Below are 15,621 nucleotides of genomic sequence, written 5' to 3'. Positions count from 1 at the left end.
GCCGGGTGCGGACAGCTGCCCGCCGTGGTGCTCGGCTCGCCATGGTGCTCGGCCGGCCATGGTGCACCGCCCGCCAATGTGCTCCACGCCGTCTCGCGGCGGGTGCGGGCCGTGCGGGGCTGGTCGCGCAGTTCCCCGCGCCCCTGAGGGAGTTCCTGCACCGGAGTGAGAGCGGGACCCCCGAGTGAGAGCGGGACCCCCGAGTGAGTGCGGGACCCCCGAGTGAGTGCGGGACCCCCGAGTGAGTGCGGAACCCCCGAGTGAGAGCGGGACCCCCGAGTGAGTGCGGAACCCCCTCTCCACCCCCTCTCACGCCACGGGAGGCTCCGCCCCCTGGCGGCTCCGTTCCTCGGCGGCCCCCGCCGGCTCGCGGCCCGCCGCCTGGAGGTCCGCGTTCAGCGCGGACAGGTTCGCGTTCAGGGCCGCCATCAGCTCCTCCATCTGCTGCAGCAGCCCTTTCGGCTGGGCGGACCCGTCCTGCTGCGGCTCGGCTTCCTCGGACATGACGGCCTCCTCGGCCCGCGGCCCTCAAGGGGCCGGTACGGGGCGCCCCGGCGACGACACGCCGGTGCGGGAACCGGGCGGTCCGGCTCCGCCCGAGCCAACGATCACCACCAGACCGGGTCACTGGCCCGGGCACGTCCCCGCGCCGCGGTTGACGTTTTTCACCCGCCCGGGGACGACGGGGGCACGGCACGGCGCGGGGGCGCCCACCGGACCCCGCACCACCCCGCCCGCACCCCGGCGAGGCAGGATGGACCCATGGATCTTCGAATCTTCACCGAACCCCAGCAGGGCGCCAGCTACGACACCCTGCTCACCGTGGCGAAGGCCACCGAGGATCTCGGGTTCGACGCGTTCTTTCGTTCCGACCACTATCTGAAGATGGGCTCCGTCGACGGCCTGCCCGGTCCCACGGACGCCTGGATCACCCTCGCCGGACTCGCCCGCGAGACCAAGCGCATCCGTCTCGGCACGCTGATGACCGCCGCCACCTTCCGGCTGCCCGGTGTCCTCGCCATCCAGGTCGCCCAGGTCGACCAGATGTCCGGCGGCCGGGTCGAGCTCGGACTGGGCGCGGGCTGGTTCGAGGAGGAGCACACCGCGTACGGGATCCCCTTCCCGAAGGAGAAGTTCGGGCGCCTGGAGGAGCAGCTGGCGATCGTCACCGGCCTGTGGGCCACCGAGCCGGGCAAGACCTTCGACTTCCAGGGCACGTACTACGACCTCAAGAACTCGCCCGCCCTCCCCAAGCCCGCCCAGCGCAAGCTGCCCGTCCTCATCGGCGGTCACGGCGCCACCCGCACCCCCCGCCTCGCCGCGCGGTACGCCGACGAGTTCAACATCCCCTTCGCCTCCCTCGAGGACACCGCCCGCCAGTTCGGCCGGGTGCGGGCCGCCGCCGAGGAGATCGGCCGCAAGGCCGACGACCTGGTCTACTCCAACGCCCTCGTCGCCTGCGTCGGCAAGGACGACGCCGAGGTCGCCCGCCGCGCCGCCGCCATCGGCCGCGAGGTCGACGAGCTGAAGCTCAACGGACTGGCCGGCTCCCCGGCCGAGGTCGTCGACAAGATCGGCCGGTACGCCGAGACCGGATCGAGCCGGATCTACCTCCAGATCCTCGACCTCGACGACCTCGACCACCTGGAGCTGATCGCCTCGCAGGTCCAGTCGCAGCTGTCGTGACAGCTGTCGTGACGGTGCGCCGGGTACAGCCGGAAATAACCGAAGGCGCAGGTCCGGTCGGGTGTGCGATCGTATGACGGTCGTCCTGCCCAAGCCCCCAGGATCACCACCCTGGGGGCTTTCGCGTACGGCACACCGTCCGACACCGACACCATCCGCCAGCCGGAGAGGCCCTCCGCATGTTCCTGACGATCAGTACCACCGGCACGCCCGGACGCCCGGCCACCGACCTCGGCTACCTGCTGCACAAGCATCCCGGCAAGGCCCAGGCGTTCTCCACCTCCTACGGCACCGCGCACGTCCTCTACCCCGAGGCGGACGAGCAGCGCTGCACGGCGGCGCTGCTGCTGGAGGTCGACGCGGTGGCACTGGTCCGGCGCGGCAAGGGCAAGGGCCGCGGCGGCGCCCCCGACGCGGCGCTCGCGCAGTACGTCAACGACCGCCCGTACGCCGCCTCCTCGCTGCTCGCGGTGGCCATCGGCGCCGTCTTCTCCAGCGCCATGCGCGGGGTCTGCCACGCCCGGCCGGAACTGCCGGAGCAGGCCCGGCCGCTGCGCGTCAAGGTGCCCGCGCTGCCCGCCCGCGGCGGCCCCGACCTGGTCCGCCGCCTCTTCGAGCCGCTGGGCTGGACGGTCACCGCCGAACCCATCGCCCTCGACACCGAGTTCCCGGAGTGGGGCGACTCCCGGTACGTACGGCTGACCCTTGAGGGGCACACCCGCACGCTCGCCGAGGCGCTGCGCCACCTCTACGTCCTCCTGCCGGTCCTGGACGACGCCAAGCACTACTGGGTCTCCGCCGACGAGGTCGACAAGCTGCTGCGGGCCGGCGAGGGCTGGCTGGCCGAGCACCCGGAGCAGAAGCTGATCACCAGCCGCTATCTGACGCGCCGCTGGTCGCTGACCCGGGAGGCGATGAGCCGCCTGGAGCTGGTGCGGCTGGCCGAGACGGACGACACCGAGGTGGAGTCCATCGACAACGCCGTCGCCGCGGAGACCGGGGCCGAGGCGGAGATCGAGGCCGAGGCAGGTATCGGGGCCGAGGCGGGTATCGGGGCCGAGGCGGGTACCGAGGACGAGGCCGCGGTCGTGCCCGACGGCACCACCGAGCCCGCCACCGCCACAGCGGACCCGTCGGACGCCACGGACGCGGCGGACACAGCGCCCGCAGCCGACAAGCCCGTCCCGCTCGCCGTGCGGCGCCGCGAGGCGATCGTCGCCGCGCTCACCGCGTCCGGCGCCGCCCGCGTCCTCGACCTGGGCTGCGGCGAGGGGCACCTGGTGCAGACGCTGCTGAAGAACCCCCGGTTCACCGAGATCGTGGGCGTCGACGTGTCGACACGCGCCCTCACCATCGCCGCCCGCCGGCTGAAGCTGGACCGCATGGGGGAGCGGCAGGCGTCACGCGTCACGCTCCTGCAGGGCTCGCTCGCCTACACCGACAGCCGGCTCAAGGGCTACGACGCCGCGGTGCTCAGCGAGGTCATCGAGCACGTGGACCTGCCCCGGCTGCCGGCCCTGGAGTACGCGGTGTTCGGCGCCGCCCGCCCCCGCACGGTCCTCGTGACCACCCCGAACGTCGAGTACAACGTCCGCTGGGAGAGCCTGCCGGCCGGCCACGTCCGCCACCGCGACCACCGCTTCGAGTGGACCCGCGAGGAGTTCCGCACCTGGGCCGCCGCGGTGGCCGCACGGCACGGCTACGAAGTGGAGTTCCGGCCCGTGGGCCCGGACGACCCCGAGGTCGGACCGCCCACCCAGATGGCCGTGTTCACCCTGACCACCACCAGGAACGAGAAGGAGGCGAAGGCAGCATGACCGAGACCCCGAAGGGACGGGTCCTCCCCGTCACCGACCTCTCCCTCGTCGTGCTCGTCGGCGCCTCCGGCTCCGGCAAGTCGACGTTCGCCCGCAGGCACTTCAAGCCGACCGAGGTGATCTCCTCCGACTTCTGCCGCGGCCTGGTCGCCGACGACGAGAACGACCAGAGCGCGTCGGCGGACGCCTTCGACGTGCTGCACTACATCGCGGGCAAGCGGCTCGCCGCCGGCCGCCGCACGGTCGTCGACGCCACCAGCGTGCAGAAGGAGTCCCGGCGCCAGCTGCTCGACCTGGCCAAGCGGCACGACGTGCTGCCGATAGCCATCGTGCTCGACGTGCCCGAGGAGGTCTGCGCCGAGCGCAACGCCGCCCGCACCGACCGCGCCGACATGCCGCGCCGGGTCATCCAGCGCCACATCCGCGAACTGCGCCGCTCGGTACGGCACTTGGAGCGCGAGGGCTTCCGCAAGGTGCACGTGCTGCGCGGCGTCGCGGAGGTCGAGCACGCCACCGTCGTCACCGAGAAGCGGTTCAACGACCTCACCCACCTCACCGGCCCGTTCGACATCATCGGCGACGTGCACGGCTGCTCCGCGGAACTGGAGGCGCTGCTGGGCAAGCTGGGCTACGTCGACGGCGTCCACCCGCAGGGCCGTACCGCCGTCTTCGTCGGTGACCTGGTCGACCGCGGCCCGGACAGTCCGGGTGTGCTGCGCCGCGTGATGTCCATGGTCAAGTCCGGCAACGCGCTGTGCGTGCCGGGCAACCACGAGAACAAGTTCGGCCGCTACCTCAAGGGCCGGGGCGTGCAGCACACGCACGGGCTCGCCGAGACGATCGCGCAGATGGAGGGCGAGAGCGAGGAGTTCCGGCAGGAGGTGCGCGAGTTCATCGACGGACTCGTCAGCCACTACGTCCTCGACGGCGGGCGGCTGGTGGTCTGCCACGCCGGCCTGCCGGAGAAGTACCACGGCCGCACCTCGGGCCGGGTCCGCTCGCACGCCCTGTACGGCGACACCACCGGTGAGACCGACGAGTTCGGGCTGCCGGTGCGCTACCCGTGGGCCGAGGACTACCGGGGCCGGGCCGCCGTGGTCTACGGCCACACCCCGGTGCCGGAGGCCACCTGGCTGAACAACACCATCTGCCTGGACACCGGCGCCGTCTTCGGCGGCAAGCTCACCGCGCTGCGCTGGCCGGAGCGGGAGCTGGTCGACGTACCGGCGGAGCGGGTCTGGTACGAGCCGGTGAAGCCGCTGCGCAGCGAGGCGCCCGGCGGGCACGACGGGCGGCCGCTGGACCTGGCGGACGTGGCCGGCCGGCGGATCGTGGAAACCCGGTACGCGGGCCGGATCTCGGTGCGCGAGGAGAACGGGGCCGCCGCGCTGGAGGTCATGAGCCGCTTCGCCATCGACCCGAGGCTGCTGCCGTACCTGCCGCCGACCATGGCGCCGACCGCGACCAGCCACGAGGACGGCTATCTGGAGCACCCGGCGGAGGCGTTCGCGCAGTACGCCCGGGACGGTGTCGCGCGGGTCGTGTGCGAGGAGAAGCACATGGGCTCGCGGGCGGTGGCGCTGGTCTGCAAGGACGCGGAGGCCGCGCGGAAGCGGTTCGGGGTGGGCGGCACCTCCCCTGCGAGCGGGGCAGGGCCGACCGGCTCGCTGTACACCCGCACCGGGCGCCCCTTCTTCGACGACGAGACGGTCACCGAGGCGATCCTCGGCCGGCTGCGGGAGGCGATCGACGCCGCCGGGCTGTGGGCCGAGCTGGACACGGACTGGCTGCTGCTCGACGCCGAGCTGATGCCGTGGTCGCTGAAGGCGTCCGGACTGCTGCGCAGCCAGTACGCCGCGGTCGGCGCCGCCTCCGGGGCGGTGTTCCCGGACGTGCTGTCGGCGCTGGAGGGCGCCGCCGCGCGCGGGGTCGACGTGGGCGGCCTGCTGCAGCGCCAGCGTGAACGGGCCGCGGACGCTGCCGCGTTCACCGCGGCGTACCGACGCTACTGCTGGACCACCGACGGACTGGACGGCGTGCGCCTCGCCCCGTTCCAGATCCTGGCCGTGCACGGGCGCAGCCTCGCCGGACTGCCGCACGACGAGCAACTGGCCCTGCTGGACCGGCTGGTGGAGCACGACGGCACCGGACTGCTGCAGACCACCCGGCGGCTCTACGTCGACACCGGTGACCCGGAGTCGGTGCGGGCCGGTGTCGACTGGTGGCTGGAGATGACCGGGCGCGGCGGCGAGGGCATGGTCGTCAAGCCGGTCGGCGCCCTCGTGCGCGACGCGCAGGGGCGGCTGGTGCAGCCCGGCATCAAGTGCCGCGGCCGGGAGTACCTGCGGATCATCTACGGCCCGGAGTACACCCGCCCGGACAACCTGGCCCGTCTGCGGCAGCGGTTCCTGAACCACAAGCGGTCGCTGGCGATCCGCGAGTACGCCCTCGGCCTGGAGGCCCTGGACCGCCTGGCGGACGGCGAGCCCCTGTGGCGGGTCCACGAAGCGGTCTTCGCGGTCCTCGCCCTGGAGTCCGAGCCGGTCGACCCCCGGCTCTGAGCCGGTCCGGCGGCGGTTTCCGGCCAGGTCGCCCTCGTGAAGGGGGCGATCTCGGCCGGACCCGCCGCTCCCGTCGGCCCGGTCCCACTCGTCCCTGGTTAACCGCTGGTTGCCGTGCTAACTTCCGGACGGTCAGGCAGGCGTAACCGGCTCAGGGGGAAAGTCGGTGGTGACAGGCGCGGGTTTCGGTACGGCGGGTGAGCCGGACGACGAGGCCGCGCGCGCCCGGGGCCTGGAGCTTCTCCTACGGCTGACCGACGCGTTCTGCGAACTGGGCTGCATGGCGGACCCACAGGAGCGGACGCAGTTCGCACTGGTTCTCGGCGAGCATCTGAACCGGCCGGTCGACATCCGCGGCGTCAAGCTCCGCGAAGACGTGGTGAGGCTGATACGTGCGGCGCTGAACGTGCCGAACGGCGAGCGCGTGCTGGTCACGGTGGTGAGAATCTTCGAGGGGCCCGCCGCGGCCGACGAGCTCCACCGGCTCATCGAGCCGGCCGCCCCGCCCGCCCCCGAAGTGCCCGGCCCGCTCTCCGGCCACGACGAGGCCACCGCTCGCGCGTTACTGGCCGAGGCCCGGGCCCAGGTGCCCGCGACCCGCCTGCGTGACGGCCTCGTCGAGGAACTCAACGGCCTCCAGCTCCCCGACGGCCTCACGCCCGAACAGCTCTTCACCCATGTCGTCGAGTGGAGCACTCAGCTCGACGGTCTGCCGCCCGCCGTGCTCCTGGTCGACCACGCCGCCCGGCTCGCCCCCGCGCCCCACCGCGCCGCCCTGACCGCCTGGGTCGACGGCTGGGCTCACCGCGCCGGACTCACCGAGGCGATCCGCCGGCGCCGCGCCGACCGGGCCGCCGTGACCAGCGACCCCGACGTCCCCCGCTGTCTGATCATCGCGGTCGAACCCACCCGGGACGGGACCGACCAAGTCGTCGTCCGTACCTGGCTCAACACCGTCGCGGGTCACTGGGACCCCCAGCCCGGGGAACCGTCCGTCACCACTCTGGACGGTCTGGGACGGGCCGTGGAAATAGCGCTCCAGCAGGGCGCCCGGCTCTGGGCCGCACAGCGCGGGCCCGATCCGGGCGGCCGCGACCAGCAGCCGCCGTACATCGAGTTCGTCCTTCCGTACGACCTGCTCAACCATGATGTCGCCGGCCTGCCGGTGCGCTCCGGCGACGGGCGACCACTGCCGCTGGGCCTGAAGTACGGCGTACACCTGCGCAGTCTGGAGCGGATGCGGACGGACGATGTCCTGGTACGAAGCCAGTGGCGCGAGCGCTGGCGGGCCCTGCGCCGGCATGGCGTCGCCGTGCACGGCTGGAGCGGAGCGGACGCACAGCGGCTCGACGCGTGGCAGATGTCCCTCGCCGGGGAATCCAGACACACCGCGGTGGTGTTGGACGCACCGGCGGACGACTTCGCGCGGGAGGCGCTGAAGGCGGCCATCGCGGAGGGGATCGGGTTGGCGGTCTGGGATCGCAGGGGGGTGTTCGTGGAGGAGCGGCGGGAAGTGGTCACAGCCGTCTTCGCCTCCGTACCGACATCGGCACAGATACCGATGGCCATACACCGCCTGCGCCAGAAGGCCGAACTCCACAGCCAGCCGCACCTGCTGGGCAGACACATCGCGTTCTTCTGGGACGACCCGACGCGTCCCGTCGACCTCCACCCCATCGACCACGACGACCTCGCCAGCTAGGAGGCACCGGGATGACCGTGCAGGAGCACACGGAACCAGGCGGCTGGCGCGTCTTCCACGCCACCGGCCGGGCGCCGCAGGTGTCGCCGGCACTGCCCGAACCGCCTCCCTGGCGCCGGTTCCGCGGCGGCCCGCTCCAGCCGGCCCCGCCGGACGACCCGGAGGCCGCCGAGCGCCGGCTCGGCCCCGGCGAGATCACCCCGCAGCTCGGCCCGGACGAGATCGACACCGTCAACGCCGCCCTGCTGCTGCGCCGCCCGTTGCTGGTCACCGGTCCGCCCGGAGTGGGCAAGTCGACGCTGGCCTACGTCATCGCCCGCGAACTGGGGCTCGGAAGGGTCCTGGAGTGGAACGTGGTCAGCCGCACCACCCTGCGCGACGGCCTCTACAGCCACGACGCGATGGGCCGCGCCCAGGCCATCGCCGCCTGGCAGGCCGGACTGCGCGACGCGGCGCCACCGGACTCCGAACACAGCGACGCTCAACTCCCGCCTGTACTGGGCGACTTCATTACGCTCGGCCCGCTCGGCACGGCGCTTCTGCCCTACGATCGACCCCGTGTGCTCCTCGTCGACGAACTCGACAAGAGCGACATCGACCTGCCGAACGACCTGCTGCACGTCCTGGAGAACGGAAGCTATGACGTCCCGGAACTGGTGCGTGACGCCGCCGGGGTCGCCCGCGTCCACACCGACGACCCCGGCGGGTACGCCGTGGTGCGCGACGGGCGGATCGAGTGCCGGGAGTTCCCGATCGTGGTGATCACCAGCAACGGGGAGCGGGAATTCCCGGCGGCCTTCCGCAGGCGCTGTCTGCCGCTGGAGATGCGGGTACCCACCAGGGAGCAACTACTGGCCATGGTGGAAGGACATCTCGGCATGCGTCCGCAGGGCACCGAGGAACTGGTCGACCTCTTCGTCCAGCGGGTCCAGGCAGGGGGCACCCACTCCCTGGACCAGCTACTGAACGCTGTCCATATGACTACGGCGGGTGGTTTCCAGAGCGACGGTCACGGGGTTAGGCTCGTGGAAATGCTCCTCCGCGACCTCGCGAAGGGCCGCTGAATGAACGGCTTTCCCAGGGAGCACGCATCCGGACGCGGCGACAGCGCCCACGCCTCGGGCTCGTCGCCTCCCTCGGCGTACCCGGAGCCCAACGGGTACGCGGGCGAGGACGAAGGCACGCCGCGCGACTCGCCGTACCACGACCACGCACAACCGTACGCCGAAGCGGAGGAGCTTCCGGGCTGGCGTGAGGTCGCCGACGCCGTCTGGCTCGCCGCCTACTGGGACCGCCACGGTGGCCCGACCGGCCCCGGTCGCGAGAACGCGTCCGGCAGGCCAGGCCCCGAAGCGCCCTTCGTCGAGGACGCCGCCCGTCCCCGGACACACCCCTCCGACGGCGCCGAACCGTCCGCCCTCGGCGTCGAACCGGACGTACGCCCCGTCCGGGGGCCCGGCGGGAGGCCGTCCCGCGATCCGGCCGCCACCACCGGCCCGCCGCTGCCGCCGCGTCCAGCACGCCGGTTAGCCGTTCCCGACCCCCAGGTGCCGTTCACGCTGCACGTCGGACGCCCCCTGCTGCCCGAGGCCGAGCCGGCGCCGCTCCCGTCCGGCCGCACGACGTTGCTCGCCCGCGCCCTGCACCGGATGGCCCGCCGCGTGCCCGACCGCGTCACCCTGGAACTGGACGAGGAGACCACAGCCGAGCAGGGGGTCGTCGACGGCTTGTGGCTCCCCTTCCTGCGTCCCGCCCGGACCACCGCCTTCGACCTGGTGCTGCTCCTCGACGACGCCCCCACCATGCGGATCTGGGAGGACACCACTGCCCGCCTCGCCGAGGCCGCCGAACAGAGCGGCGCCTTCCGGGGCGTGCGCGCGGTCCGGGTGCACCTGCCGCGCACCGGTGGTGCCACCCTGCGCTGGGGTGCCGGGCAGGCTGCCACCGACCCCGCCGAACTCATCGACGGCCGCGGCGGGCGCATCTTCCTCGTCGTCACCGACGGGCTCGCCCACGGGTGGGCCGGATCCGCCGCCGACGCCCTCCTGGGCCGGCTCGCCCACGCCGGGCCCACCGCGCTGGTGCATCTCCTGCCACCCCACCTGCGTCACCGCACCTCCCTCTACCCCTACCAGGCGGTACTGGAGGCCGGCGGCTTCGGCGCTCCCAACGACGGCCTCGGACACTGGTCGCCGGCCGACGGACCCGACCCGCTGCGTCCGCTGCCCGCCGGGGGCGACGATTGCGTGCCGGTGCCCGTGCTGTCCATGAAGCCCGGTTCCCTCGCCGCCTGGGCCGACCTCGTCACCGGCGACCGGGGAGTGCGCCGCCCGCTGCCCGTGGTCCTGGCGGGCACCTTGACCAAGGGAGCGCCCGCGCCCGGACTGCGCGCTCCTCGCCGCCCGCGCGCCGCCGTCCGCCGGTTCCTCACCCTCGCCAGTCCCGCGGCGCGCCGGCTCGCCGTCCAACTGGCCGCCGTCCCGCTGGACTTCGACCTCATCGAGCAGCTGCGGCGGCGGACCATGCCCGAGACGGGGCCGGATCATCTCGCCGAGATCCTGATGGGCGGGCTGATCGACTGGGACAGCGACGGCGAGGGCCGCCCCGAGTTCGCCGAAGGGGTGCGCGAGGCGCTCCTCGCCACCGCGACCCGCAGCCAACTCGCCCGCACCGTCAGTCTGCTGGGCGAGCTGCCCGCAGCCGGTGAGCGTGGCGCCGCGCTGCGCGCCGCCCTGCGCGACCCGATGGGCGCGAGCCTGCCCGACCCGGCGCAGCGTGCCTGGGCGCGCAGCGAACTGGCCGTGATGCGAGCGTTGTCGGGGCCGTACGCCGAACGTGCGAAGCGGATCGAACCCAGCCTCTCCGGCACCGGACCCGGGGCCTCCGAACGGGTGGACACCGACAGCTACGCCGGTTTGTCCGCGATTACACCCGGTGAGGTGAACCACCAGGGCGACCGGGGATCATCCGGCGGCGGATCAGGCAGTGATTCAGGGGCGAGTGTCCCCGACCGACCTGATCCACCTGGAGAAACCGTGCCGAGCCCGCTGACCGAAGCGACCCAACAAGAAGCCCCGGAGGCTGAGCCGCTCATGCAGAGCACCACGACCGCAACGCCGGCCCTTCTGGTGAACGTTCCCCTGCGGAACAACTCGTTCGTCGGCCGCCAGGCGCTGCTGCGGGCCGTGGAGGAGCAGCTGAGTGCCCAGGACACCGCGGCAGTGCTGCCGCACGCGCTGCACGGCCTCGGGGGGGTCGGCAAATCGCAGCTGGCGCTGGAGTACATCTACACCCACCAGCACCAGTACAAGGTGGTCTGCTGGATCCCCGCCGAACGCGAACCGATGATCCTGGCCGCGCTGGCCGGCCTCGCCGCTCAGCTCGGGGTCGCGCCGCGCCAGGACAGCGTGGGTGCCCCCACCGCCAACACCGCCGTGCCCGCCGTCCTGGACGCCCTGCGGTCCGGTTCGCCGTACGACAACTGGCTGCTGGTCTTCGACAATGCCGAGGACATCGAGGTGGTACGGAGGTACTTCCCCACCAACGGCCCGGGCAAGGTCATCGTCACCTCCCGCAACCGCGGCTGGGAGCGGGTGGCCACGCCGCTCCCGGTGAACGTCTTCGAACGCGAGGAGTCCATCGAACTCCTCCAGCGGCGGCTGCCCGCGCTCCCGGACGAGGACGCCGACCGGCTCGCCCGCGCCCTCGGTGACCTGCCGCTCGCCGTGGAGCAGGCCGGCGCCTGGCTCGCTGTCACCGGCATGCTCGTCGACGAGTACCTCGACATGCTGGAGCAGCGCAGCCCCGACATCCTGGAGCTGGACACCGGACATCCCGACTATCCGGTCAACGTGGCGGCCGCCTGGGACATCTCCCTGGAGCGGATCGAGGAGAAGAACCCGGGCGCCCGCCAGCTCCTGGACATCTGCGCCAGCATGGCGCCCGAGCCGATCCCGCGGTCCATGCTGCGCGGCAGCCGCGGCATCAGCATCACGCCCGAGGTCGACCCGTTGCTGCGCGAGTCGATCAAGCTCAACCGCGCCATCCGCGACCTGAGCCAGTTCTCACTGATCAAGGTGGACCCGCGCTCCGACACCCTGCAGATGCACCGTCTGCTGCAGACCGTGCTGCTCGCCAAACTCGCCCCCGAGGAGCGGGAGCGGATGCGGGACGCGGCGCACCTGCTGCTGTCGGCCGCCAAGCCGGGCGACTACGGATCCTCCCTGGAGTGGCGCGCCTATCAGCGGCTGCTGCCCCACATCCTCGCCTCGCGCGCGGTGACCAGCACCGACACGTTCGTCCGCGAACTGGTCTACTCGACCGTCCTGTTCCTCTACTACTGGGGAGACCACGAGGGCGCCGCCGACCTCGGGCGGCAGGCATGGACCGCCTGGCTCGCCGCCTCCGGCGAGGAGGACGGGCACGTCCTGCGCATGGCCAAGAGCTATGCGTTCATGCTGCGGCAGATCGGGCAGATCCCCGAGTCCATCCCGATCACCGAGCAGGCTCTGAAAGCCTCCCGGCGCACGGACGTCGACCCCGAGGTCCTGATCGACTCGCTGTGCGAGATGGCCGATGCCCGTCGGTACCAGGGCCGGTTCGCGGAGGCCCGGGACCTCGGCAAGGAGGCCACCGAGCTGGCCCGCTCGCTGTTCGGGCCCGACGACCCCACCACCCTGCGTGCCACCCACAGCTGGGGCGTCGACCTGCGGCTGTGCGGCCAGTTCCGGGAAGCGCTGCCGCTGGACCAGGAGAACGCCCGACAGCGTGAGTTGCTGCTCGGGCCGGCCAGCTTCTTCACCCTGAACACCCTCAACGGGCTCTCCATCGACATGCGGGAGAGCGGCAACTATCCCGAGGCCCGCGATTTCCAGGAGGGCGTCTACCGCAGCGCGCGTTCGGCGTTCGGCGACGAGCATCCGCTCACCCTGCGCATCGCGCGCAACCTCGCGGTGTGCCGGCGCCGGGACGGGGCGCTGGAAGAGGCCGCCGAACTGGCCGCGGAGACCCTGCGGCGCTTCAACGCCCGCTACGGCCCGGACCACGCCGATTCACTCTCGACGGCCGTCAACTACGCCGTCGACCAGCGGCTCGCCGGAGAGCTGGAGAGCTCCCGGCAACTCGGCGAGACCACAGCACGGCGGTATGCGGCACGGCTCGGCGAGCAGCACGCCTACACGCTGCTGACCAAGGCGAACCTCGCAGCCACCCTGCGTGCGCTCGGCGCTCTCGACGCGGCACAGGAGATCGAGGACGACGCGGCGCGACGGCTCGTCGAGACGGTGGGCGCCGATCACGTGACCACGCTGACCGTGGCCATCGGCCAGGCCAACACGGCGTACGCACAGCTGGACTTCGAACGCGCCTACGAGCTGGACGAGGCGAATCGTCCGAAGCTCGCCGAGGTCGCCGGCGAGCACCACCCGTTGACGCTGTCCTGCACCGCCAATCTCGCCCTCGACCTGCGCGGCCTCGGCCGCGGCGCGGAGGCCGACGAGCTCCAGCGCAGAGCGGTCGACGGCTTCAGCCGGGTGCTCCGCGCGAACCACCCCTGGCTGCTCGCCGCTCGCCAGCGGCGGCGGATCGAGTGCGACATGGCGCCGATGCCGCTGTGACCACGGTGGTGGGCGGACGCGCCCCGTACGTGCGATGGCCGCCTGCCCACCGGAGCCCGGTGGGCGGAGGGCCGCGCGGCGGGGCACCGGCCGGCGTCCGGGAAACAGGCGATCCGACGACTCGCCCGGACAACCCCTGACCGGACAACCCCTAACGGGTGGGGGCGGGCGGCTGTACCGCAACCGGTACAGGGCCGGGATGCGGTTGCGGCGCAGGGGCGGCGAAGCGGCGGACCAGGTGAAGCAGAGGCTGGGTGAGCACAGTCGTGGCCAGGGCCATGAAGACCAGCACCGTGTACAGGGGCGCGCTCAGCAGCCCCGCCTGGTGGCCGGCGTTGAGGGCGATCAGCTCGGTCAGGCCGCGGGCGCTCAGCAGCACGCCGACCGTGCGGGCGTCGTCCCGGCCGAGACCGCTCAGCCGCGCCGCCACCGTGCCGCTGCCGACCTTGGTGACCACGGCCAGCACCGTCACCACGAGCAGGGTCAGCCAGCCCGCCCCGTCGACGCCCCGGAGCGTCACCGACTGACCCGAGATCACGAAGAAGAACGGCAGCAGCAGCGAACCGACCTCGTGCAGCGGCCGCACCAGGTCCGGGTCGAGCGTGCCGCCCTTCTCGCGCGGCACCACCACCCCGGCCAGCAGCGCACCGAAGATCACATGCAGCCCCAGCGTGTGCGTCACCCACGCCGAACCCAGCGCGAAGCCGACGAGCAGCGCCAGCCGCAGCGAGGGATCCAGCCGGACCCGCCGCAGCAGCCACCGCAGCGCAGGCCGCGCGGCGAGCAGCAGCAGCGCGACGAAACCCACGGCGAGCAGCGCCCGCCACGCCCAGCCGGACGACTGCTCCCGGCCGCTGTTCATCAGCGCTCCCGCCAGCACCGTCCAGCCGATCACGTCGAGCAGCCCGGCCGCGGACACGGCGACCACTCCGGGGACGGTGGGCGCCAGCCCGTTCTCCCGGACGATGGCGGTCAGCACCGGCACGGCCGTTATCGACAGCGCGACCCCGGCGAAGACCACCATGGACGGCGTGAGCTGCCGGGGCATGCCGAGCCCGTGCAGCCAGTCCTCGAAGAGCAGCGCGCAGCCGCAGCCCACCGCCATCGGCACCAGGAAGGTCGCCAGCGCGGTGATCACCGCCGTACGCGCCCGGTCGCCGAGCAGCTTCAGATCCAGCTCGTACCCGACCGCGAACAGGAAGACGACGAGCGAGAACTGCGCGAAAGCGGTCAGCGCCGGCTGGATCGCGCCGGGGAACAGGGCGTCGTACGCCTCCGGCGCGAGCGCGCCCAGCAGGGTGGGGCCGAGCGCCATGCCGGCCGCCAACTGGCCGACGATGTACGGCTGTTTCAGGCGCCGGGCGAGCCGGCCCCCGGCGTGGGCGGCCACCAGGATCAAGGCCGAGGCACCCACGAAATGCGCGATCATCGCGTCAGAGCTCACGGTGTCTCCCCGGTGTCCGGTGGTCGTCGTCGGGGTAGAACGTGCGTCAACTTGCCTAGAATACTGCCAAGTTGACGTCCGAACGGAAGTCGTACACAGCCCGGGTCCGGGCTCACGGGGGGCACATGACAGCGGTCGTCTTCATCCATGGCACGGGCGTACGCGAACCGGGCTTCTCTGCGCTGGCGGGGCGCGTGGCGGCCGGGCTGACCGCGTCGCGCGACGGATTACGTATCGTGCCGTACTACTGGGGCGGCACGCACGGCGCCACGCTCGCCGCCGACGGCGCGAGTCTCCCGCCGCCCCCCGGCGCCACCGGACGGGGCCCCGCCCTCGCCGAGACCCCGCACCACCCCGACGCCGCCGGCCCGGACACCGACGTCGCCGCCTGGGCCGCCCTCTACGCCGACCCCTACGCCGAGCTGGCCCTCGCCGCCGCGGCCGCGCCGCCCGCGGTCGAACGGCCGCCCGGCCGGCAGCCGCCGGAAGAGCCACTCCGGGCCCGGCTGACCGCCCTCCCCGCCCAAGTGGCACTGGAAGAAGGCGAGTCGGCGGACGGGCTGGCCCGCGCCGCCCGGGAGCTGGCCGGGCACCCGCTGCTCGGACCGGCCGCCGACGCCCTCGCCCCGCAGGAGCTGGCCACCCTCGCGGGCCGCGCGCTGACCGCCCGCGTGATCGCCGACGCCCTCGACGCGGACGCGCCGCTGGTGCCGGCCGGCGACGCGCGCGTATGCCTCAACGCGCCTGTACGCGCAGGTCAGCACCGCTTCCGCCTGTCCCGAAGGACGTATCCACC

The 15,621-nt window shown here is 72.9% G+C and carries 8 protein-coding genes and 1 pseudogene; 7 read left to right on the top strand and 2 right to left on the bottom strand.

Going from position 1 to position 15,621, the window contains the following annotated elements; translation table 11 throughout:
- Positions 1–309 precede the first annotated feature (309 nt).
- The gene (locus AB0K92_RS29535; protein ID WP_365927897.1) at positions 310–504 is read right to left on the bottom strand and encodes a hypothetical protein; all 195 of its coding nucleotides are present in this window, start codon (positions 502–504) and stop codon (positions 310–312) included.
- Positions 505–762: 258 nt separating this feature from the next.
- Between AB0K92_RS29535 and AB0K92_RS29530 the strand changes: the two genes are divergently transcribed.
- The 6 genes from AB0K92_RS29530 (at position 763) to fxsT (ending at position 13,381) form a co-directional block, all read left to right on the top strand.
- Entirely contained in the window at positions 763–1,686 is a 924-nt protein-coding gene (locus tag AB0K92_RS29530) for an LLM class F420-dependent oxidoreductase (protein ID WP_365927894.1), read from the top strand.
- Positions 1,687–1,865: 179 nt separating this feature from the next.
- Positions 1,866–3,503, top strand: a complete 1,638-nt coding sequence (locus tag AB0K92_RS29525) for a 3' terminal RNA ribose 2'-O-methyltransferase Hen1 (protein WP_365927892.1) — start codon at positions 1,866–1,868, stop codon at positions 3,501–3,503.
- Positions 3,500–6,064, top strand: coding sequence for a polynucleotide kinase-phosphatase (locus AB0K92_RS29520; protein WP_365927890.1), 2,565 nt, complete (start codon positions 3,500–3,502; stop codon positions 6,062–6,064). Before AB0K92_RS29525 ends, AB0K92_RS29520 begins: the two co-directional genes overlap by 4 nt.
- Positions 6,065–6,233: 169 nt before the next feature.
- Positions 6,234–7,766 (top strand): hypothetical protein, encoded by a 1,533-nt coding sequence (locus tag AB0K92_RS29515; RefSeq protein ID WP_365927888.1) that lies wholly within the window; start codon positions 6,234–6,236, stop codon positions 7,764–7,766.
- A gap of 11 nt (positions 7,767–7,777) precedes the next feature.
- Positions 7,778–8,830 carry an AAA family ATPase gene (locus AB0K92_RS29510; protein WP_365927886.1) on the top strand — a complete coding sequence of 351 codons (1,053 nt, stop codon included), beginning with the start codon at positions 7,778–7,780 and terminating at the stop codon, positions 8,828–8,830.
- Complete coding sequence (gene fxsT, locus AB0K92_RS29505) at positions 8,831–13,381, top strand: FxSxx-COOH system tetratricopeptide repeat protein (RefSeq protein ID WP_365927884.1); 4,551 nt, start codon at positions 8,831–8,833, stop codon at positions 13,379–13,381.
- A gap of 151 nt (positions 13,382–13,532) precedes the next feature.
- Here fxsT and AB0K92_RS29500 read toward each other — a convergent pair whose 3' ends face one another.
- Positions 13,533–14,825: a cation:proton antiporter gene (locus AB0K92_RS29500; protein WP_365927882.1), complete on the bottom strand. Its 1,293-nt coding sequence runs from the start codon at positions 14,823–14,825 to the stop codon at positions 13,533–13,535.
- A gap of 125 nt (positions 14,826–14,950) precedes the next feature.
- Between AB0K92_RS29500 and AB0K92_RS29495 the strand changes: the two are divergent.
- Positions 14,951–15,621: pseudogene (locus AB0K92_RS29495) on the top strand (hypothetical protein); the annotation flags it as partial.

The sequence above is a fragment of the Streptomyces sp. NPDC052687 genome, from assembly GCF_040678395.1.
Classification (GTDB): domain Bacteria; phylum Actinomycetota; class Actinomycetes; order Streptomycetales; family Streptomycetaceae; genus Streptomyces.
Note: the sequence above shows the minus strand (reverse complement) of the source record. Positions and strands in the feature narration are given on the sequence as shown.